This window comes from Streptomyces sp. NPDC041124 (assembly GCF_055592385.1).
Genome location: NZ_JBVIYR010000010.1, coordinates 220,181 through 239,094 on the forward strand (window position 1 = coordinate 220,181; position 18,914 = coordinate 239,094).

General features: G+C 73.8%; 17 protein-coding genes. 4 read left to right on the forward strand and 13 right to left on the reverse strand.

The window, feature by feature from the left end:
• Positions 1 to 98 precede the first annotated feature (98 nt).
• The 3 genes from ACZ6A9_RS26075 to ACZ6A9_RS26085 are packed head-to-tail and all read right to left on the reverse strand — an operon-like array spanning position 99 to position 3,093.
• Positions 99 to 1,970 carry a rhamnogalacturonan lyase gene (locus ACZ6A9_RS26075; RefSeq protein ID WP_468989721.1) on the reverse strand — a complete coding sequence of 624 codons (1,872 nt, stop codon included), beginning with the start codon at positions 1,968 to 1,970 and terminating at the stop codon, positions 99 to 101.
• 38 nt (positions 1,971 to 2,008) lie between these two features.
• On the reverse strand, positions 2,009 to 2,782 hold the full coding sequence (locus ACZ6A9_RS26080; protein WP_468989723.1) for a class I SAM-dependent methyltransferase: 774 nt from the start codon (positions 2,780 to 2,782) through the stop codon (positions 2,009 to 2,011).
• 5 nt (positions 2,783 to 2,787) lie between these two features.
• Positions 2,788 to 3,093 (reverse strand): 4a-hydroxytetrahydrobiopterin dehydratase, encoded by a 306-nt coding sequence (locus ACZ6A9_RS26085; RefSeq protein ID WP_189559788.1) that lies wholly within the window; start codon positions 3,091 to 3,093, stop codon positions 2,788 to 2,790.
• A 128-nt stretch (positions 3,094 to 3,221) separates the two neighbouring features.
• Here ACZ6A9_RS26085 and ACZ6A9_RS26090 point away from each other — a divergent pair, with 128 nt between their 5' ends.
• Complete coding sequence (locus ACZ6A9_RS26090) at positions 3,222 to 4,043, forward strand: helix-turn-helix domain-containing protein (protein ID WP_468989725.1); 822 nt, start codon at positions 3,222 to 3,224, stop codon at positions 4,041 to 4,043.
• On the opposite strand, the gene ACZ6A9_RS26095 is transcribed toward ACZ6A9_RS26090, so the two are convergent.
• Complete coding sequence (locus ACZ6A9_RS26095; protein WP_468989727.1) at positions 4,025 to 4,450, reverse strand: hypothetical protein; 426 nt, start codon at positions 4,448 to 4,450, stop codon at positions 4,025 to 4,027. The two genes, ACZ6A9_RS26090 and ACZ6A9_RS26095, sit on opposite strands and share 19 nt — an antisense overlap.
• Positions 4,451 to 4,680: 230 nt before the next feature.
• Here ACZ6A9_RS26095 and ACZ6A9_RS26100 point away from each other — a divergent pair, with 230 nt between their 5' ends.
• Positions 4,681 to 5,544 carry a helix-turn-helix domain-containing protein gene (locus ACZ6A9_RS26100; RefSeq protein ID WP_468989729.1) on the forward strand — a complete coding sequence of 288 codons (864 nt, stop codon included), beginning with the start codon at positions 4,681 to 4,683 and terminating at the stop codon, positions 5,542 to 5,544.
• A 17-nt stretch (positions 5,545 to 5,561) separates the two neighbouring features.
• On the opposite strand, the gene dnaK is transcribed toward ACZ6A9_RS26100, so the two are convergent.
• From dnaK to ACZ6A9_RS26135, 7 genes are all read right to left on the reverse strand, one after another.
• On the reverse strand, positions 5,562 to 7,436 hold the full coding sequence (gene dnaK, locus ACZ6A9_RS26105; RefSeq protein ID WP_468989732.1) for a molecular chaperone DnaK: 1,875 nt from the start codon (positions 7,434 to 7,436) through the stop codon (positions 5,562 to 5,564).
• Positions 7,437 to 7,533: 97 nt separating this feature from the next.
• Positions 7,534 to 8,277 carry a glycerophosphodiester phosphodiesterase family protein gene (locus ACZ6A9_RS26110; RefSeq protein ID WP_468989735.1) on the reverse strand — a complete coding sequence of 248 codons (744 nt, stop codon included), beginning with the start codon at positions 8,275 to 8,277 and terminating at the stop codon, positions 7,534 to 7,536.
• A 111-nt stretch (positions 8,278 to 8,388) separates the two neighbouring features.
• The gene (locus ACZ6A9_RS26115) at positions 8,389 to 8,817 is read right to left on the reverse strand and encodes an OsmC family protein (RefSeq protein WP_468989737.1); all 429 of its coding nucleotides are present in this window, start codon (positions 8,815 to 8,817) and stop codon (positions 8,389 to 8,391) included.
• Positions 8,818 to 8,915: 98 nt separating this feature from the next.
• Positions 8,916 to 10,718, reverse strand: coding sequence for a vWA domain-containing protein (locus ACZ6A9_RS26120; protein ID WP_468989738.1), 1,803 nt, complete (start codon positions 10,716 to 10,718; stop codon positions 8,916 to 8,918).
• Complete coding sequence (locus tag ACZ6A9_RS26125) at positions 10,715 to 11,776, reverse strand: ATP-binding protein (protein WP_468989741.1); 1,062 nt, start codon at positions 11,774 to 11,776, stop codon at positions 10,715 to 10,717. The genes ACZ6A9_RS26120 and ACZ6A9_RS26125 overlap by 4 nt, the downstream gene beginning before the upstream one ends.
• Before the next feature lie 689 nt (positions 11,777 to 12,465).
• Positions 12,466 to 14,547 carry a phage holin family protein gene (locus ACZ6A9_RS26130; RefSeq protein ID WP_468989744.1) on the reverse strand — a complete coding sequence of 694 codons (2,082 nt, stop codon included), beginning with the start codon at positions 14,545 to 14,547 and terminating at the stop codon, positions 12,466 to 12,468.
• A gap of 87 nt (positions 14,548 to 14,634) precedes the next feature.
• Positions 14,635 to 15,036, reverse strand: coding sequence for a hypothetical protein (locus ACZ6A9_RS26135; RefSeq protein WP_468989746.1), 402 nt, complete (start codon positions 15,034 to 15,036; stop codon positions 14,635 to 14,637).
• Between the two features lie 83 nt (positions 15,037 to 15,119).
• On the opposite strand from ACZ6A9_RS26135, the gene ACZ6A9_RS26140 reads away from it, so the two are divergent.
• Positions 15,120 to 15,893 (forward strand): MBL fold metallo-hydrolase, encoded by a 774-nt coding sequence (locus ACZ6A9_RS26140; protein WP_468989987.1) that lies wholly within the window; start codon positions 15,120 to 15,122, stop codon positions 15,891 to 15,893.
• On the forward strand, positions 15,890 to 16,534 hold the full coding sequence (locus ACZ6A9_RS26145) for a DedA family protein (RefSeq protein ID WP_468989749.1): 645 nt from the start codon (positions 15,890 to 15,892) through the stop codon (positions 16,532 to 16,534). Before ACZ6A9_RS26140 ends, ACZ6A9_RS26145 begins: the two co-directional genes overlap by 4 nt.
• A 15-nt stretch (positions 16,535 to 16,549) precedes the next feature.
• On the opposite strand, the gene ACZ6A9_RS26150 is transcribed toward ACZ6A9_RS26145, so the two are convergent.
• Positions 16,550 to 17,620: an MBL fold metallo-hydrolase gene (locus ACZ6A9_RS26150; protein WP_468989750.1), complete on the reverse strand. Its 1,071-nt coding sequence runs from the start codon at positions 17,618 to 17,620 to the stop codon at positions 16,550 to 16,552.
• Positions 17,617 to 18,864, reverse strand: coding sequence for an aminotransferase class I/II-fold pyridoxal phosphate-dependent enzyme (locus ACZ6A9_RS26155; RefSeq protein ID WP_468989751.1), 1,248 nt, complete (start codon positions 18,862 to 18,864; stop codon positions 17,617 to 17,619). The genes ACZ6A9_RS26150 and ACZ6A9_RS26155 overlap by 4 nt, the downstream gene beginning before the upstream one ends.
• Positions 18,865 to 18,914: the final 50 nt, after the last annotated feature.

Sequence of the window (18,914 nt, forward strand, 5' to 3'; positions counted from 1 at the left end):
GGCGCCGTGGTGTCGTGCGGCGGCTCCGGCGTGCGCGGTGGCCTTCTCGGTGGCCGCCGGTCCGGCTCACCTCGCGTAACGTCCTCGCCCGCCGGGGCTCAGGGCGCGTACACCGTCGGCCTGGGCGGGGTCGGCATGCCGGCGCCTATGAAGAAGCCGGTGTGCGGGGGCTGGTTGTAGGCGGTGTTCTGCCAGGCGAGGGAGGTGCGGTAGAGGGTGTCGTGGAGGAGGGTGGTGATGCGGCGGTCGGTGTCGTGGGGCGTGGAGTAGATGCGCAGGGCCCGGTTGTCGCCGGTGCGCCAGACGACCTCCTCGCGCCAGTCGCCGAGGAGGTCGCCGGACAGCACCGGGGTGGCCTTGGTGCCGTTGTTCGACGCGACGCCCGAGCCGGTCAGCAGGCGGGTGTCGGAGGCCGTGCCGTACTTGTCGATGCGGGTGCCGTCGAGGAGTTCGCGGACCGGGTCGCCGTCCCACCAGGCGAGGAAGTTGGCGGAGGAGGGCTTGCGGCCCTTGGTGCCGCCGCCTTCGTCGCGGACGGAGCCGTCGGATGAGGACCACATCTCGGGGCCGGAGTTGCCCGACCAGATGTCCCCCGCGACGCCGCGGCCGTTGTCGCAGCAGGCGGCGAGCTTCCAGCGGACCGCGCCACTGGCGGGGTCGACGTACAGGGCGGCCGGCTGGCCCGTGGACTCGGAGACCTTGTAGTACTCCAGGCCGGGCGTCGACGGGTCGAGGTCGCCGAGGTGCTGGGCGTCGCCGTGCCCCGTCCTCGTGGTCCACAGGCCGTTGCCGTTGTCGTCCACGGCCATCGAGCCGTAGACGATCTCGTCCCGGCCGTCGTTGTCGACGTCCCCGACGGAGAGGCTGTGGGAGCCCTGGCCGTCGTAGCCCTTGCCGCTGTTGGTGGAGGAGTTGGTGTCGAACGTCCAGCGGCGGGTGAAGGCGCCGCCCCGCCAGTCCCAGGCCGCGATGACCGTGCGGGTGTAGTAGCCGCGGGCCATGATCAGGGAGGGGCGGGCGCCGTCGAGGTAGGCGGTGCCGGCGAGGAAGCGGTCGACGCGGTTGCCGTAGGAGTCGCCCCAGGAGGAGACGGTGCCGCGGGCCGGGACGTAGTCGACGGTGCCCATGGCCCGGCCCGTGCGGCCGTGGAACATGGTCAGGTATTCGGGGCCGGAGAGCACGTAGCCGCTGGAGTTGCGGTGGTCGGCGGAGGAGTTGCCGATGACCGCGCCGGTGCCGTCCCTCGTCCCGTCGGCGGTCTTCATGGCGACCTCCGCCTCGCCGTCGCCGTCGTAGTCGTACACCTGGAACTGCGTGTAGTGGGCGCCGGAGCGGATGTTGCGGCCCAGGTCGACGCGCCACAGCCGGGTGCCGTCGAGCCGGATGCCGTCGACGACCGTGGTGCCGGTGTAGCCGGACTGGGAGTTGTCCTTGGCGTTGGTGGGCTGCCACTTGAGGACGATGTCGAGGGCGCCGTCGCCGTCGAGGTCGCCGACGGAGGCGTCGTTGGCCTCGTAGGTGTAGGCGACCCCGTCGGGGGTGGTGCCGCCGGGCGGAGGGCTGAGGGGGACGTCCTTGTAGCCCGTCCGGAACTGGATCGCGTGCACCGAGTCGCCCAGCTCGGTGCCGTCGACGACCGCGCGGACGGTGTAGTCGGCGTGGGAGGGGGCGCCGGCGTGGAAGTAGGTGGTGGAGCCGGTGATCGGGGATGCGTTGACCTTGGTGCCGGCCCGGTAGACGTTGAAGGCGACGGAGTCCGGGTCGGTGCCGAGCCAGCGCCAGCTGACCAGGTTGCCGGTGCCGGTGTGGACGCTGACGACGCCCCGGTCGAGGGCCTCGACCTGGCGGGCGGTGGCGGCCTCGGCGGACGGCTGCGACAGCGCGGTCGGACCGGCTCCGGCGAGCGTCGCGACGGCGAGGGCCGCGGGAAGGAGGACACGGCGTCTGCGGTGCCTGCGGGGGTGGGTCACGGGGCGGACCTCCTGGGAGGACGGATGGGTTGCGTCCCTCAGTCGCCGCCGACGCCCTCCAGGTTGCCGGGCCGTGGCTTGCGGTACGCGCGGAGACGGAACACCGGCTCCGGGCGGGGGCGTTCCGGGTCGGGGAGCGCGGCCAGGCGGGCGGCGAAGTCCTCGGCGAGAGGCTGCCCGGGCGGCAGCGTGACGAACCAGCCGCGCCGCAGGTCCTCGATGGTGCGGCGGGGGCTGCGGCCCTGTCCGTGGCCCCGGAAGCGGGCCTCCCCCGCCGGGTGCAGTCCGTGCGACGCGGCGCAGGCCTCCACGGCGGCGGGGTCGTCGGGCACCGGGCCGGCCGGGCGGGCGGCGAGGACCGCGTCGATGTCGCTGCCCACGTTGTGGGAGGCGCCCTTGGCGACGGTGGTGACGAAGACGCCGCCGGGCCGCAGTACGCGGGCGCACTCGCCGACGACCGCCCGTACGTCCTGCGGACCGGACATCAGGTGCAGCAGCCACACGCTGACCACGGCGTCGAAGCGGGCGTCACCGAAGGGCAGCCGGCGGCTGTCCGCGCGGACCACGGCGCCCGGCAGCCGGGACACCGCCGTCCGGGTCATGGACCGGGACAGGTCGACACCCGTCACCCGCAGGCCGGGGCGCGCGGCGGGGAAGCGCCGGGTCACGATGCCGGTGCCGCAGGCCGCGTCCAGCAGGTCCCGCGCAGCGGCGGGTACGAGGCTCAGCACGGCCTCGGCGGCGGCCGCCGCCCGCGGTTCACCGCCGCGCAGGACGTCGTAGCGCTCCGCTTCCTCGTCGTAGTCCAGCACGCGCCTCAGTGTGCACCGTGTCCGGGCGCCAGGTCCTCCACCCTGCGGGCGAGATCGAAGTCCTTGGCGGTGACGGTGCCGCCCGCGCTGTGGGTGTGCACGGACAGGGACACGGTGTCGTAGCCGAGGGTGAGGTCGCTGTGGTGGTCGAGTTCCTCCTGGACCTGGGCGATGTGGACGACCATCGCCGTCGCCGCGAAGTGCGAGCCGAGCCGGTAGGAGCGGCTGAGGCGGTCCCCGTCGAGGGACCAGCCCGGCAGGTGCGCCAGCCGGTCCTCGATCTCCTTCTGCGACAGCGGTTCGACGGGCATGGCCTGCGCTCCTTCGACGGGTGCGGGGTTGCGTACCGGGTTCCCAGGCTGCCACAGGAGGCCCGCCGGGGCCCGGGCCGGCAGCGCGTGGCTCCCCGGACCGGCGGCTTCTCGACTACGGTCCTGACATGACCACTGTCCCGTCCCGAGCCGCTTCCACCGTCGAGGGCGTGGGCCCACTGCTGCGCGCCTGGCGCGAGCAGCGGCGGGTCAGCCAGCTGGAGCTGGCCCTGCGCGCCGACTCCTCCGCCCGGCACATCAGCTTCATCGAGACCGGCCGCTCCCGGCCCAGCGAGGAGATGGTGCTGCGGCTCGCCGAGCAGTTGGAGGTCCCGATGCGGGAGCGCAACGCGCTGCTGCTGGCGGCCGGCTACGCGCCCCGCTTCCCGCACACCCCGCTGGACGATCCGGCGCTGGACGCGCTGCGGGACGGCATCCAACGGCTGATCGGCGGCTTCGAGCCGTATCCGGCGCTCGTGGTGGACGCGATGTACGACGTGGTGGCGGCCAACCGGGGGGTCATGGCCCTGTTCGACGGGATGCCCGAGGAGCTGCTGGCGCAGCCGCTGAACGCGGTGCGGCTCACCCTGCACCCGCGAGGGCTGGCGCCGCGGATCCTGAACCTGCGGGAGTGGCGCGGACACCTGCTGGAGCAGATGCGGCGGCACATCGCGCTGCACCGCTCCGAGCCGCTGCGGGCGCTGTACGAGGAGGTCTCGGCGTATCCGGTCCCGGAGAGCGGCGAGAGGCTCGCGGAGGAACCGCAGGAGCCGGTGGCGTACTTCGCGCTGCCGATGGTGATCGAGCACGAGGGGCGCAGGCTGTCCTTCGTGTCGTCGATCTCGACGTTCAACACGCCGATGGACGTGACCGTCGCCGAGCTGGCCGTGGAGACGCTGCTCCCGGCGGACCCGGCGACGGCGAAGTACCTTCAGTCCTGGTTGAGCTGACGTGCCTTCAGGGCCATGTGCTGGACCACGGCGAAGCCCGCCACGGTGAGCGCCTGGAGGACCGTCCACACCGCGCCGGCCGTGGTCGGGGTGAGCCACAGGGCGAGGGCGGCCAGACTCACCGCCGTCCAGGCGAGGTTGGCCTCGACGACGATCCGTACGCCGGCCGCCGGCGGATGCGGCCGGGCGGCCAGCAGGGTCACGCCCGCCGCGTACACGGCGAGGAACGCCCCGAGGCCGAGGAGCAGGCCGGAGTCCACGCCGAGGAGGCGCCCGAGGGGTCCTGGGAGGGTGAGGTAGGCGAGCGCGTTGGCACCGGTCACCGCGGCGTCGAGGGTGAGGAAACGGCGCAGCATCCGCTGCGGCTCCACGGTCCGGGCGAGTACGGCGAGCTGGGTCGCGGACATGAGGGGTCACTCTCCGTCGGGGGCGTGCGGGGTGGGCCGGGTCCCGGGCCGGAGTGCGCCGGCCCGGAACCCGGTGCGTCCACGATCCCGCGGGGACCCGTCCGGGTCGATTACCCGCCGGGTAAGGGCGACGGGGAGCAGGGAAACAGGGCGGATTCCGGTGGCTCGTGAGAGTGTCGGAGGAACATGACAGACTGAGCGCGTGCCCGGGCGCGTTGGGGAGGCGTGGCGTGAGTGAGCGGCGGGCCGCACCGACCGTGGGCCAGGTGGTCCTGGGAAGGCGGCTGCAGGAGCTGCGGGAGGCCGCCGGCCTCTCGCGGGAGGAGGCGGCCAGGATCCTGCGGGTGGCGCCGGCCACCGTGCGGCGGATGGAGACGGCCGAGGTCTCGCTGAAGATCCCCTACGTCCAGTTGCTGCTGGCCGCGTACGGGGTGCCCGACAGTGAGTCCGTCGCCTTCCTGGAGCTCGCCGAGGAGGCGAACCGGCCGGGCTGGTGGCAGCGGTACCACGACGTGCTGCCCGAGTGGTTCAGCCTGTACGTGAGCCTGGAGGGCGCCGCCCGCATCATCCGCTCCTACGAGCCGCACTTCGTGCCGGGACTGCTGCAGACGGAGGACTACGCGCGCGCCGTCCTGGAGGCCGGGACGATCGGCACCGCGGGGCGGGACGCGGTCGAGCGGCACGTGTCGCTGCGCATGGAGCGCCAGCGGCTGCTGGAGCGGGCCGACCCGCCGCACCTGTGGGTGCTGATGGACGAGACGGTGCTGCGCCGTCCGGTGAGCATCGACGGCCGGGTGATGCGCGACCAGCTCGACAAGCTGCTCGAATACGCCGAGCGGGACCGGATCACCCTGCAGATCGCCGAGTTCGCGGACGGGCCGCACCCCGGGACGTACGCGCCGTTCTCGCTGTTCCGCTTCGCCGAGCCGGAGCTGCCGGACATGGTGTTCACCGAGTACCTGACCGGGGCGCTGTACCTGGACTCCCGCAAGGAGGTCTCGGTGCACCTGGAGGTGCTGGACCACATGACGGCGCGGGCGGCGTCGGCCCAGCGCACCGAGAAGCTGCTGCGGGAGTGCCGGGAGCACCAGTGAGACCGGGCGGGCCGGGTTCAGGCCGCGCCGTCCCGGCGCCCGCCGGTGTTCCTGTCGTCGTCGACGATCTCCGCGTCGACGACGCCCTCCTCCTCCTGCGGTGAGGTGTCCTGTCCGGTGCCCCCGGTGGGCGGCGGCGTGGCCTGCGCGTACATCGCCTGGCCCATCTTCTGGCTCACCGCGGCGAGCTTCTCCACCCCGGCGCGCAGCTCGGCCGTGTCGGTGGCCTCCCGTTCCAGCAGCTGCTTCAGTTCCGTGACGGCGGACTCGACCTCGGACGTGGTGTCGCCGGGGATCCTGTCGGCGTTCTCCCGCAGGAACCGTTCGGTCTGGTAGACGAGTTGCTCCGCCTGGTTGCGGGTCTCGGCGCTCTCGCGGCGCTTGCGGTCCTCCTCGGCGTAGTTCTCGGCGTCGCGCATCATGCGGTCGATGTCGTCCTTCGGCAGGGCGGAGCCGCCGGTGACGGTCATCTTCTGTTCGCGGCCGGTGGCGAGGTCCTTGGCGGAGACGTGCATGATCCCGTTGGCGTCGATGTCGAAGGCGACCTCGATCTGCGGGACGCCGCGCGGGGCGGGCGGCAGTCCGGTGAGGTCGAAGACGCCGAGCTTCTTGTTGTAGACGGCCATCTCGCGTTCGCCCTGGTAGACCTGGATGCCGACCGAGGGCTGGTTGTCGACGGCGGTCGTGAAGATCTCCGAACGACGGGTGGGGATCGTGGTGTTGCGTTCGATCAGTTTGGTCATGATGCCGCCCTTGGTCTCGATGCCCAGGGACAGCGGGGTGACGTCGAGCAGCAGCACGTCCTTGACGTCGCCGCGGATGACACCGGCCTGGAGGGCGGCGCCGAGGGCCACGACCTCGTCGGGGTTGACGCCCTTGTGCGGCTCCTTGCCGGTGAGTTCGCGGACCAGGTCGGTGACGGCGGGCATCCGGGTGGAGCCGCCGACGAGGATGACGTGGTCGACCGCGGAGAGCTGCACGCCGGCGTCCTTGACCGCCTGGTGGAAGGGCTTCTTGCAGCCCTCCAGCAGGTCGGCGGTGAGCTCCTGGAACTGGGCACGGGTCAGCTTCTCGTCGAGATGCAGGGGGCCTTCGGCGGAGGCGGTGATGTAGGGCAGGTTGATGGTGGTCTCGGTCGACGAGGACAGCTCGATCTTCGCCTTCTCGGCGGCCTCCCGCAGCCGCTGCACCGCCATCCTGTCCTGCGCCAGGTCGACGCCGTACTGCCCCTTGAAGCGTTGGGTGAGGTACTCGACGACGCGCTGGTCCCAGTCGTCGCCCCCGAGGTGGGTGTCGCCGTTGGTGGCCTTCACCTCGATGACGCCCTCGCCCATGTCGAGCAGCGACACGTCGAAGGTGCCGCCGCCGAGGTCGAACACGAGGACGGTCTGGTCGTTCTCCTTGTCCAGTCCGTACGCCAGGGCCGCCGCGGTGGGCTCGTTGATGATCCTCAGCACCTTGAGGCCGGCGATCTCCCCGGCCTCCTTGGTGGCCTGCCGCTGGGTGTCGTCGAAGTAGGCCGGTACGGTGATGACGGCGTCGGTGACGTCCTCGCCGAGGTACGACTCGGCGTCCCGGCGCAGCTTCTGCAGCACCCGGGCGGACAGTTCCTGCGCCGTGAAGCGGGTGCCGTCGACGGAGCCCTCCGCGGGGAAGCGCCACCGGGCGTCGCCCATGTGCCGCTTGACCGAGCGGGCGGTGCGGTCGACGTTCGTCACCGCCTGGCGTTTGGCGACCTCCCCGACCAGCACCTCGCCGTTCTTGGCGAAGGCCACCACCGAGGGCGTGGTGCGCGCGCCCTCCGCGTTGGCGATGACGGTGGGCTCACCGCCCTCCAGCACGGCCACCACCGAGTTCGTGGTTCCCAGGTCGATTCCGACGGCACGTCCCATCGCTGTCCCCTTCCGCCAGGGCACCTCTCCGGACTTCCGGCACCTTCCAGCACAAAACTTGAGCGCCCTGTTGTCAATGGTTTGATCGGGTGGTTGTTCACCGGGGGGTGCGGGTGTCCGTGAGCCCGCGCAGTTCCACCGCGCGGCGGGGACGGTCCGTGATCAGCACGTCCACGCGCGGGTCGCCCAGGAAGCCGCGCAGGGCCGCGTCCTCGTTGACGGTCCACACCATGGTGAACAGTCTGTTACGCGCGGCCTCGCGCAGCACGGTGGCGCGGGCCAGACGCTGGTGCACGGCGACCCCGTGGGCACCGCAGGCGCGCACGCGGCGCATGGGGAGCAGTTCGCTGATGCGGGTGGCGACCAGGCGGCGCCGGCCGAGGTCCTGGCCGTCGCGGCCCAGGGAGAGGAGGGTGCGCACGCGCGGGTGGGCGGCGGTGACGGCGGCGACCGAGCGGTCCTCGAGGGTGGTGGCGACGCAGCCGTCCGCGCCGAGCAGGGCGACCGCGCGGTCGATCAGCTCCCGCTCGTGGCCGGTCTCCTTGAGGTCCAGATGGGCGACGAGCTTCCCGGCGACCAGCTCCATGACCTCGTCCACGACCGGCACGGGGTATCCGGCGCGCGCGTTCAGCTCGGCGTGGGTGAGCGTGGACAGCGGCGGCCCGGTGTGCCCTGCCCGGGGGTCGTGGTGGACGACGAAGACGCCGTCCGCGGTGCGCCGGACGTCGAACTCGACATACTCCGCGCCCGAGGCGAGCGCGTCCTCGTACGCCTCCCAGGTGGCCGGGGCGGCGCGCTCGGTGCCTCCCCGGTGCGCGGAGACGGCGGGGCGTGGCGTCATGGTGGTCGGCTCCCGGAGGGTGACGGGCCGCGGACTGCCCCGGAGCGGAGGGGACGTGCCGCGGGCCGTCCAGGACGGGCGGCCCGCGGTCGCCCGTCCTGGGCGGGCGGGTCAGGCGAGCTTCGCCGTCAGGGTGATCTCGGTGCCCTTCAGTGCCTGGCTGACCGGGCAGTTCACCTTGGCGTCCTCGGCCGCGGCGACGAATCCGGCCTCGTCCAGGCCGGGGACGGTGCCCTCGACGGTGAGGTGGATGCCGGTGATGCCCTGACCGGGCACGAAGGTGACGTCGGCGGAGGTGGTCAGCCTGGTCGGCGGGGTGCCGGCCTTGTCGAGTCCGTTGGACAGGGCCATCGAGAAGCAGCTGGAGTGCGCGGCGGCGATCAGCTCCTCCGGGCTGGTCTTCCCGTTCGCGTCCTCGGCACGCGACGCCCAGGTGACCGGCTGCTCGGCGATGGCGCCGGAGGAGTCGAAGGCGACGACCCCGCTGCCCTTGAAGAGACTGCCTTCCCACACGGTGTGTGCGGAGCGCGTGGTTGCCATGACGCATCCTTTCGAAAAGGTCCGGACGTGTGTCCGGCGGTGCTCGGTCCGGGTGCCCGGATCACCGGGCGCCCTCCCCCATCCGATCACATCACGGCTCAACTCACCCGGAAGACGGGCCCTCTGGCGGTGAACGGCAGCCGTGCCCCCTGCGGGATCAGGTACGCGTGTTCGCGCCGGACCCGCAGGACGTCGTCGCACCAGCCGTCGGTGATGACCAGGATCGGCGCGGTGGCGGGGAAGTCGCCGGCACGCTGGAGGAAGTCGACGCCGGGCTGGAGCACGGTGCCGCCCCGGCCGCGCACCCGCACCCTCCCGGCGATCTCGGTGACCGGTACGTATCCGGCGTCGTGCGGTGCCGCGTCGCAGAACACCACGCGGGCGGCCGGTACGTCGCGGGCCCCGGCGTAGGAGGCGATGGCGCCGAGCGCCTTGCCGAGCAGGACGCGGTCCATGGAGCCGGAGGTGTCCAGGACGACGCCGAAGGTGCAGCGGGCGATCTCCTCGGGCGGGAAGTACCGTCCCGCGCGGGGGATGTCCGGGGTGGACGCCTGACGGCGGGAGGGACGCGCGTACGACCGCAGCGGTGCGGGGCTCGGCACGAACTCGTCGAACCAGCGGGCGAGCCGGGCGTCCCAGGGCACCGGCGGATGGCTGAGCGCCCGGATCTCCTGGACGAGGCCGGCGGGCAGGAAGCCGCGCTCCTGCCGGTCGTGCAGGTCCAGGCCCTGGGCGAGACCGCGACGGTAGAAGCCGTCGAGGTCGACGTGGTCACGGGGAGGGCCGAGAGGTGCGCCGAGGATGTCACCGGCCCCTTTGCCGCGCGGGGTGGAGAAGCGCCGGACCCGGCGCAGGCCGGCGGCGATGCGGTCGTAGACCTCCTCGGCGGACAGCCCGGCGAGGTCCTTGTCGTACAGCAGGCCCTCGGGCATGGTGCCGACCCGCATCTCCTCCAGCCAGCCGTTGATGACGAAGTCGCAGGCGACGTTGAAGAGGAACGGGTCGCGTCCGCCGCAGCGGTCCCCGTGGCGCAGGGCCGCGTGCAGCATCTCGTGGGCGAGGACGAACCGCCACTCCTCCTCGTCGAAGTGCCGCAGCGGGTTGATGTAGATCTCACCGGCCGCGGCGTCGACGGCCGCCACGGAAATGGAGTGGGCGCGGGCCAGTTCGGCGTCGGCGACGAGGGTGATGCCGGAGGCGATGCCGCCGAGCAGCGGGTAGGAGGACACGAACCAGCCGAGCGCCCGCTCCCAGGGGCGTCGTGGGGCCGGCGTGCCGTCGAGGCTGTCGCGGCGGCCGGCCGCCATGTCCATCGCGGCGGACACGGTGCGGGTGAGGGCGGTGGCGAACGCCAGCTGGTGGTCCGGCGGCTGCCCGTAGCAGCCGTACCACTCCTGGAGGAACAGGTCCGCCTCGCCGCCGGCCGTGCCGCAGCGCTCGTACACGGCCGGGACGCCGTCGCGGCGCCAGTGGGCGGCGAGCCGTTCCTCGTCGCCGTCGGGGTAGGCGGCGGGCAGGTGGTCGGGGGTCCTGCCGACGGGGAAGCCGAGCAGGAAGCGGTTGACGACGACGCAGCGGGCGGCGAGCTCGCTGCGGTCGGGCTGTTCGCGGGTGCCCTTGGCCGCCGGGACGTGGCCGAAGCCGAGGTGGAGGACGGCGTGGGCGAGGGCCCACGCCCACTCCTGCGGATCCGCCCTGCGGTCCGGGTGGGCGTGCAGGACGGCCTCGGAGTCCACGCGGACCAGTCCGTCACGGGGTGCCAGCCGGCAGTTCTCCCGGCGGCAGACGTCGAACTCGACGGCGTTCAGCGCGGGGTTGGCCCGCACCAGCCCCAGTCCCGTGTCGAACGCCTCCTGCGCGAGGTCCCGCTTCTTCGGCCCCTTCGCTCGGGCGCCGCTCACCGGCGCGCCTCCACGAGGCGCGGCATGTCACGGGCCGCCTCGACGAGGAACCAGGCCGGCAGGACCGGGTTGCCGTCGGGGTCGGAGGCGATGACGGTCTGGGCGACCTCGACGGAGATCTCGGCGAGCTGCACCAGCAGCGACTTGGCGCGGTACGCGGTCTGCCGGCCGTTCGCCGACATGTGTTCCTTGCTCGCCGGAAGCTCCTTGACGAGGCGTCCGCGGAACGAGTCGGCGAGGTAGTAGAGCAGGTCGCGGTCCTCGATCCGGTGCGGCCAGCGGGCCTCGCCCTTGATCACGGCGTCGATCCCGAAGCGGCTGCGGACGATCTTGACGTAGCCGCAGAAGGCGGTGGCGTGCGCGGGGGTGAGCGTGCCGTGGGCCAGGACCTTCAGGGTGTCCTCGTCGAGGTCGCGGCCGAAGGAGTGCAGCGCGTCGGAGAGCATGTGCCAGGAGCGGGGCGTGGAGAAGGGCTCCTCGGTCTTCGGGGGCTTGGACCACAGGTGGTCGGGGCGGTCGGTGAGGTGGTCGGTGATCCACGGGTGGATGCCGTTGTTCCCCGCCCAGACGAGCCAGTCCCGGGGGGACACCTCGAGGTGGACGTGGGTGAGGCGGTTGACGAGCGCGGAGGCGATGGGGCGGGCCAGCGCGTTGTCGGTGGCGCGGTTGCCGGCGCCGATGACGATGGAGCCCCTGGGCAGCTCGTAGTCGCCGATCCGGCGGTCCAGGATGAGCGAGTAGAACGCCTTCTGCACGTCCGGGGTGGCCGCGTTCAGCTCATCCAGGAAGAGGCAGTAGGGCTCGTCGCGGGCGATGGCCCCCGGCGGGCAGAACACCGAGCGGCCGTCGCGGATCTGCGGCACGCCGATCAGGTCCTCCGGGGCGAGCTGGGTGCCCAGCAGGCTCACGCACTCCAGCCCCAGGCTTTCGGCGAAGTCCCTGACCAGGGAGGACTTCCCGATGCCGGGCGCGCCCCAGAGGAACACCGGCCGCACGGTCGCGAGACCGAGCAGCAGTTCCGGGACACGGGCGGGGGTGACGGTGACGGCTGCCTGCACGCAAGGTCTCCTGAGGGCTCGGCGGAGGACGGAAGGGGGGTGCGGAGCGCGGGCGGCCGGGCCGGAGCATGCGGATCACGACTGGCGCCGGGGCCAGTGAACTGTGCCGGGCGGCGGCGGGGCAACGCGTTTTCGGGCGGTCAGGCCCGCCGGCACGGTCGAGGGTCTCGTGGACCCAGTCGTGGAGGACGAGCCGGGGGAAGAGCCGCCCCTCGACGTCGAAGGGGAACGAGAAGGCGGGCCCCCTGCGCAGGTCCCGGTGCGCCACCAGGACCTGCGCGCGGGTGTCCGGGAGGAAGCGGGCCGACCCGAAGGGGCCGATCCGGTTGATCCTGGCGTGGATGCGGTCGCCGTACACCAGGGCGGCGCAGCCGTGCTCCCGCGCCGTTTCCGCCGGAACGCCGGCGGCCCAGCGGTGGAACTCGTCGAGGAACCCGTGCCGGGCCAGGTCCCGCAGGCCGGTCCGTCGTGTCCGGGCGTTCCCCTGCCGGTCGGGGAACACCAGGAGCTGGGGTATCCCCTCGCGGCGGCTCCAGTGGGCGGGAAGGTCCAGGACGACGCGGTCCAGGACGCGCAGGACGTCCGCGCGCACCGCCGGGGCCAGGGTCCGGAGCTCTCGCAGCGTGTACGCGGCGGCCTGGTTCATCACGCCATCGTCCTCGGGCGGGGCCGGCGGATCAACGGTTCGCTCAGGCCACGCGCCTCTCGTCCGGGGCCGCGGGTGATCCCGCCTCCTCCGACTCCGTCAGCCAGCGCCGCAGCACCTGGTGGATCTGCTCGGCCCCGGCGAGTTCCGTGCCGTCGGGCACGGGCGGGGACAGCGCGAGCGGGGACATCAGGAAGGGGCGGGACTGGGCGCCGCCGAGGCCGCCGTGGGAGCCGATCTGCTCCTCGAAGGCGAGGACCTCCCCGTCGGCGGGGTCGTGGAAGGAGTTGACCATGATGTCGGCGGTGTGCGGGAAGGTGTGGGTGCGGCGCACCACGTCGGCGGCGCCGGGTCCGAAGGCGGCCAGCGGCCCGGGGTCGTCGTCCAGCTCGTCCAGCGGGATCTCCGCGCCGTAGGCGCCCAGCACGACCCCGCCGTGGTGTTCGCTGCGGACGAGGAGGAAGCCGATGCCGGGGTGGTTGGCGAGGGTCGGCAGCAGCGCGGGGTGACGGGCGTCGATCTCCTCCTTGGTCATCCGGTGCGGCACGTCCGGGAAGGAGACCAGGCCCAGGTTGCCGGAGGCGAGCACGATCGGTTCCGAGCCGCGGGAGGGACGGTAGTGCTCGGCGCCCTCCTCGACGGGCCGGCGCAGCGCGGCCCGGACCGCCGCCCGGGCCTCGGCGCCGCTGTGGGTGCGCCGCGCGCGGCGCGGCACGGGCAGTCCGCAGCCGGCCCGCACCAGGTCGCCCAGGGTGAGGCCGTAGCGGTGGCGGAAGGTCTCCCCCGGACTCTGCCCGTGGTCGGAGAGGACCACGATGCGGTAGGGGCGGGGCGCGTGCTCGGCGACGTTCTCGATCAGGGCGAGGGAGCGGTCGAGACGCCGGAGGACCTTCTCGGTGTCCCGGCTCACCGGCCCGGAGTGGTGGGCGACCTCGTCGTAGGCCACCAGGTCGGCGTAGACGGCGGTGCGGCCCGCCAGCAGGTCGCCCGTGACGGCGGCGACCACGACGTCCCGTTCGACGACGGTCGCGAAGGCCCGCACGAACGGGTAGAGGCCGCCGCGCGCGACGCGCGGGCGCTGCTTGCGCAGCCGGGCGCGGGTGGACTGGCCGATCTCCCGGCCCACCTCGGCGACGAAGGACAGCGCGGTGCGCACCGCGTTGGCGGGGTCGGAGAAGTACGCGAAGTAGCCCGCGCGGGAGCGGGCGTCCGGCCCGCGGCGGCGGGTGGCTATGGACAGCACCAGGGCCTGTTCGTCGGCGCCGCCGCCGAAGAGGTTGCCGCGGCTGGCGCCGTCGTCGGCGAGGAGTCCGGCGTGGCCGGAGTACTCGATGGCGCGGGCCTGGAGTTCGGCGGCGCTGGTGGGCCGGTTGCAGACCATGACCTCGCGGCGGGCCTTCTCGTACCAGCGGAAGGCCGGGACGTCGTGGTTGCTGCCGTGGAGGATGCCGAGCTGGCTGGCGCCGGTCTGGCTGGACCAGTCGGTGCGCCAGCGGGTGAGGCGGTGCGAGGGGTGGTCGCCGGTGCCGGTGCCGAGCCAGCGGGCGACGGTCGGCATCAGGCCCTTGTCGACGGCGTCGAGGAGCACGTCGTGGCCGACGCCGTCGAGTTGCAGGAACACCGTGCCGGGAGTGGCCGGGCAGGGCGGAACCGAGCGCCGTCTTCGGTGGGCGAGGCGGTAGAGGCGGCGGCGGTAGGCGTCGTCGTCGCGCACGGCGAGGCCGGCGCCCGTGGCCGAGGCGACGGCGGACATGACCGCGGCGACCACGACCGCCGTCTCCGGGGCGGCCGAACCCCCTTCGACCGGGTTGACGTACAGGGCCAGCCAGAGCAGGGCGCCGTTGAGGAAGAACACCAGCAGGCCGAGGACCAGCGCCGGCACCAGCAGTAGCAGGCGCACCAGCAGCGGCCAGACCAGGGCGGACAGCAGACCGAAGGCGCCGGCGCCGAGGGCGGCCGTGACCGCGATGTCGGTGGCGCTGCCGCCGTCGGCCGAGCGCAGCCGGAAGTCCGGCAGGATCCCGGCGAGCAGCAGCATGGTGAGCGTGGAGACCACCCACACGGTCACACTCCGCCCGATCTGACTGGCGATCCGTCGCCAACGCCCGCCACCCACGCCCCGCACACCTCACGTCCCGGCCGGTCCGGCCGTATCACCCTGTCACAACGACCGGAGCAGGCGTTTCGTCCCCGGTCGCGGGCCGCCGGCGGCTCACCGGCCGTCGTAGCCGGCGGTCGGCATCGACAGCCTGCGGTGCACCCGCGCCTTCATCGCCGCGTCGTACGACGGCTCCGCACCGTCCACGGTCTCCACGCGCACCCCCCGCCGCGCGCACTCGGCGGTGAACTCCGCGACCGAGGACAGCGCCCGTTCCAGTACCCGCAGGCTGGGCGCCACGAACAGGTCGGCGCCGGGCCGCACCCCCTCCCACAGCAGGCAGTGGTCGGGGCGCAGCCCCCGCACGAGCAGTTCCCGGGCCACGACGTGGCCCCGCTCGGCCGCCCAGCGGGCGCACATGGCGTGCTGGCTGCGGGAGTCCACCAGGAACGGATCGGTGTCCAGTTCCTCCAGCGCGGTCAGACTCGCGATCGCCGTCACCCTCACCGGTCCCATGGAGCCCCCCTCACCTCCGGTTTTCGCCGCCGACCCTACTCCTGCACGTAGGCTTCGGGGAGTTGCACGAAGGGGGCGTGGAAGTGCCGGTGGAGGTCACGTGGTGGGGTCACGCCACCTGCACGGTCGAGGACTCGCACACCCGGGTGCTCACCGACCCCCTGTTCGCACGCCGGCTGGCGCACCTGCGGCGCCGGCGGGGCGCGGTGCCGCCCGCCGAGGCGCGGCTCGCGGACGTGGCCCTCATCTCCCATCTGCACGCCGACCACCTGCACCTGCCGTCCCTGGCCCTGCTCGCCCCGGGCACGCGCCTGCTCGTGCCCAGGGGCGCACGACGCGCGGTGCCGGGGCTGCGCCGGCTCACGCACCTGAGGGTGAGCGAGGTGGCGCCGGGCGAGGTGACCACGGTCGGCCGGCTGGCCGTACGGGCGGTGCCCGCGCGGCACGACGGGCGGCGGCTGCCGGTCGGACCGCACCGCGCCCCCGCCCTCGGCTACGTCGTGGAGGGGGAGGCGCGGTCGTACTTCGCCGGGGACACCGGGCTGTTCGAGGGGATGGCCAAGGAGGTGGGACCCGTCGACGTGGCGCTGCTGCCGGTGGGCGGCTGGGGGCCGTACCTGGGTGAGGGGCACCTGGACGCGGGACGTGCCGCCGAGGCGCTCTCCCTGTTGGGGGCGCCCAGCGCGGTGCCGGTGCACTACGGCACGTACTGGCCGATCGGGATGGACGCCGTGCGCCCGCACGAGTTCCACTCGCCGGGCCACGAGTTCGAGCGGCTGGCGGCCCGGCACGCCCCCGGGGTGGCCGTGCACCGGCTCGGGCACGGGGAGAGCGTGCGCCTGGAGGTCGCACGGTGATCCTTCCCGCGGCGTACCTGCCGTCGGCGGCCACGCCCGCGGTCATCACCCCCGAGGCGACCCAGCAGGCGATCGGCTATCCCACGCTGTTCCTGCTGGTGCTGGCCGGCGCGCTGGTGCCGGTGATCCCGACGGGCGCGCTGGTGAGTTCGGCGGCCGTGGTCGCCTTCCACCGCATGGCGCCGTTCTCGATGGCGCTGCTGCTCGTCACGGCGTCGCTGGCCGCGTTCCTCGGGGACATGGCGCTGTACTGGCTGGGCCGGCGCGGGATGCAGTCGGATCACGGCTCGCGCTGGCTGGAGGCGATCCGCCGGCGGGCCCCGGAGGACCGTCTGCAGCAGGCGCAGCGCAAGCTCGCCGACCACGGGGTGACCGTGCTGGTGCTGTCCCGGCTGATGCCGGCCGGGCGGCTGCCGGTGATGCTGGCCTGTCTCGTCGCGAAGTGGCCGATGCGCCGCTTCGTGCACGGCAACCTGCCGGCCTGTGTGGCCTGGGCTGCGACGTACCAGCTGATCGGCATCCTCGGCGGGTCGCTGTTCCGGGAGCCGTGGCAGGGCGTCCTCGCGGCGATCGTGCTGACTCTGCTGATCAGCGCGGTCCCGGCCATGTGGCACCGGCTGCGCGGACCGGCGACGGGCTGACGGCCCCGCCCCGGCTCACTCCTCCAGGACGCGGGACGCGCCCACCGGCAGGTCCCACAGCGCCTCGCGGGGCAGTCCCGCGCGCTGCCAGGCGGCACGGACGCGCAGGAGGGGCTCCAGGACAGGTTCCGCGGACAGGACGAACGTCCCCCAGTGCATGGGGGCCATGCGGCGCGCGCCGAGGTCCTGGGCGGCGCGGACGGCTTCCTCCGGGTCGCAGTGGACGTCGGCCAGCCACCATCGGGGGTCGTAGGCGCCGATGGGCAGCAGGGTGAGGTCGATGCCGGGGTAGCGGCGGCCGATGCGGGAGAACCAGTGGCCGTAGCCGGTGTCACCGGCGAAGTGGACGCGCCGGCCCTCCCGGTCGGTGAGCACCCAGCCGCCCCACAGGGAGCGGCAGGTGTCGCTGAGGGTGCGCTTGGACCAGTGGTGGGCCGGTACGAAGTCGAAGCGGACACCGTCCAGTTCGGCGGCCTCCCACCAGTCGAGCTCGGTGGTCCGGGTGAACCGGCGGCGGCGGAACCAGCGGCCGAGCCCGGCCGGCACGAACACCGGGGTGTCGCGCGGGAGCCGGCGCAGGGTGGGGGCGTCCAGGTGGTCGTAGTGGTTGTGACTGATGACGACCGCGTCCACCCGGGGCAGCGCCTCCCAGGCGACACCGACGGGGGTGACACGGGCCGGGGTGCCGAGGATGCGGCGGGACCAGACGGGGTCGGTGAGCACGGTGAGCCCGCCGATCCGCAGCACCCAGCTGGCGTGCCCCGCCCAGGTGACGGCGACCGTGCGGGCGTCCACGCGGGGCAGCGGTCCGGGCTCGTACGGCAGCCGGGGGATGTCGGCGAGACCTTCGGGGGTGGGGCGCACGGCGCCCTCGCGGGCGAAGCGGGCGAGGGCCTTGAGGCCGGGCAGCGGGGCGGTCAGCCGGTCGTGGAAGGCGCGCGGCCACACCCGGTGCTCGGCGAGGGGGCGGGGTTCGGCCAGGGGCGGGTGCGGCCGCGCGGAGGACGGGGGGCCGGGGTCCGGTGCCGCCGCGCCGGGTGACGCCGTCGTGGTGGTTCTCCCGGTCGGCTCGGGCCACTGCGTCATCGAGGGGACTCCCTTCGCCGGGCGTCGTCACGGAGACCGTCGAAGACCGTTGCCAGATGGTCCAACGCCTCGCGCACGTGGGGCAGTTCCAGGGGGTCGGCGGAGCGCAGGCATTCCGCGCGCAGGTCGGCGGTGCCGCCCAGCAGGGGGGCGGTGGACAGCCGTACCCGGGGCGCCTCGAGGTCGTCGCCGAAACGGTGACCGCCCGGGGCGGGCATACCGAGCCGGGCGGTGAGGAAGTCCTCCAGTTCCTGGGCGTCCCCGACCCCGTGGGCGCTGAGCGAGGGCACCAGCGGTGTGAGGTCCACGTACACATGGCGGCCGCAGGACGGTGGCCGGGACACGGCGCCGGCGGCAACGACGGCACGGTGCGCGGCGGCGGCCAGGCGGGCGTGCAGGCGTACGGAGGCGGCGACGCGCGTGGTGACCGGTTCCGGCTCGGACAGCGCGTAGACCGCCGCGGCGGCGATGGGTGTGGCGACCCGCGCGTCGAGCGCGGTCAGCACGTCGAGCACCCGCGCGTGCAGCGCGTTGCCCTCCTCACCGGCCGGGAAGCGGGCCACCGCGGCGGGCCAGCCGGGCGGCAGCAGGGCGCCGACCAGGTCGGTGACGACGGTGACCCGGTCGGGCAGCATCTCGGCGGGGCTGAGCAGCACGGTGCCGTGCGGGTCGTGCAGGGTGTCGCGCCAGGTCTCGTCGCTGACCAGGTGGAGCCCTTCGGCGACGGCGGCCTCGACGGTCTCGTGCAGCAGTTCGGGCGGAGCGACGGTGGCGGTGGGGTCGTCGGCGACGGACAGCACCAGCAGACGCGGGTCGCCGCCCTCGGCGCGCAGCCGGCGGACGGTCTCCAGCAGGGCGTACGGGTCGGGGACGCCGCCGCTCTCGGCGGGGGTCGGCACGGAGAAGGCGGGTCTGCCCAGCAGCCGCGCGTAGGGGGCCCACCAGGCGGCGCAGGGTCTGGGCACCAGCACGTCGCCGCCGATGGCGGCGGTCAGGGCCACCAGCAGGGCGGGAGCGCCGGGGGCGACCGCCACCCGGTCGGGGGCGGCGGGCAGTCCGCGCCGGTCGCCGTAGCCGCAGGCGGCGTCCAGCAGCGCGGGGCCGCCGCCGACCGGCTCGGCACCGGCGCGGGAGGCCGCGGCGGCCAGTACGGCGGACAGCTCGGGCAGGACGGGGAGCCCGTCCTCGGGGTCCGGCGGTCCGAAGCGGACGGGTCCGTGGCCTTCGGGGTGCGTGAGCCGCATGCCTACCTCCGCGCAGTCCCTGGTGTCCGGGCGCCGTGCCCCGGCGCCCG

What these genes read in the sequence shown, in the direction of transcription:
- ACZ6A9_RS26085 (WP_189559788.1), bottom strand. Translation starts at nt 3,093, where the DNA reads ATGCCCGTCGAACCGCTGTCGCAGAAGGAGATCGAGGACCGGCTGGCG.
- ACZ6A9_RS26090 (WP_468989725.1), top strand. Translation starts at nt 3,222, where the DNA reads ATGACCACTGTCCCGTCCCGAGCCGCTTCCACCGTCGAGGGCGTGGGC.
- ACZ6A9_RS26095 (WP_468989727.1), bottom strand. Translation starts at nt 4,450, where the DNA reads ATGTCCGCGACCCAGCTCGCCGTACTCGCCCGGACCGTGGAGCCGCAG.
- dnaK (WP_468989732.1), bottom strand. Translation starts at nt 7,436, where the DNA reads ATGGGACGTGCCGTCGGAATCGACCTGGGAACCACGAACTCGGTGGTG.
- ACZ6A9_RS26110 (WP_468989735.1), bottom strand. Translation starts at nt 8,277, where the DNA reads ATGACGCCACGCCCCGCCGTCTCCGCGCACCGGGGAGGCACCGAGCGC.
- ACZ6A9_RS26115 (WP_468989737.1), bottom strand. Translation starts at nt 8,817, where the DNA reads ATGGCAACCACGCGCTCCGCACACACCGTGTGGGAAGGCAGTCTCTTC.
- ACZ6A9_RS26135 (WP_468989746.1), bottom strand. Translation starts at nt 15,036, where the DNA reads ATGGGACCGGTGAGGGTGACGGCGATCGCGAGTCTGACCGCGCTGGAG.
- ACZ6A9_RS26150 (WP_468989750.1), bottom strand. Translation starts at nt 17,620, where the DNA reads ATGACGCAGTGGCCCGAGCCGACCGGGAGAACCACCACGACGGCGTCA.
- ACZ6A9_RS26155 (WP_468989751.1), bottom strand. Translation starts at nt 18,864, where the DNA reads ATGCGGCTCACGCACCCCGAAGGCCACGGACCCGTCCGCTTCGGACCG.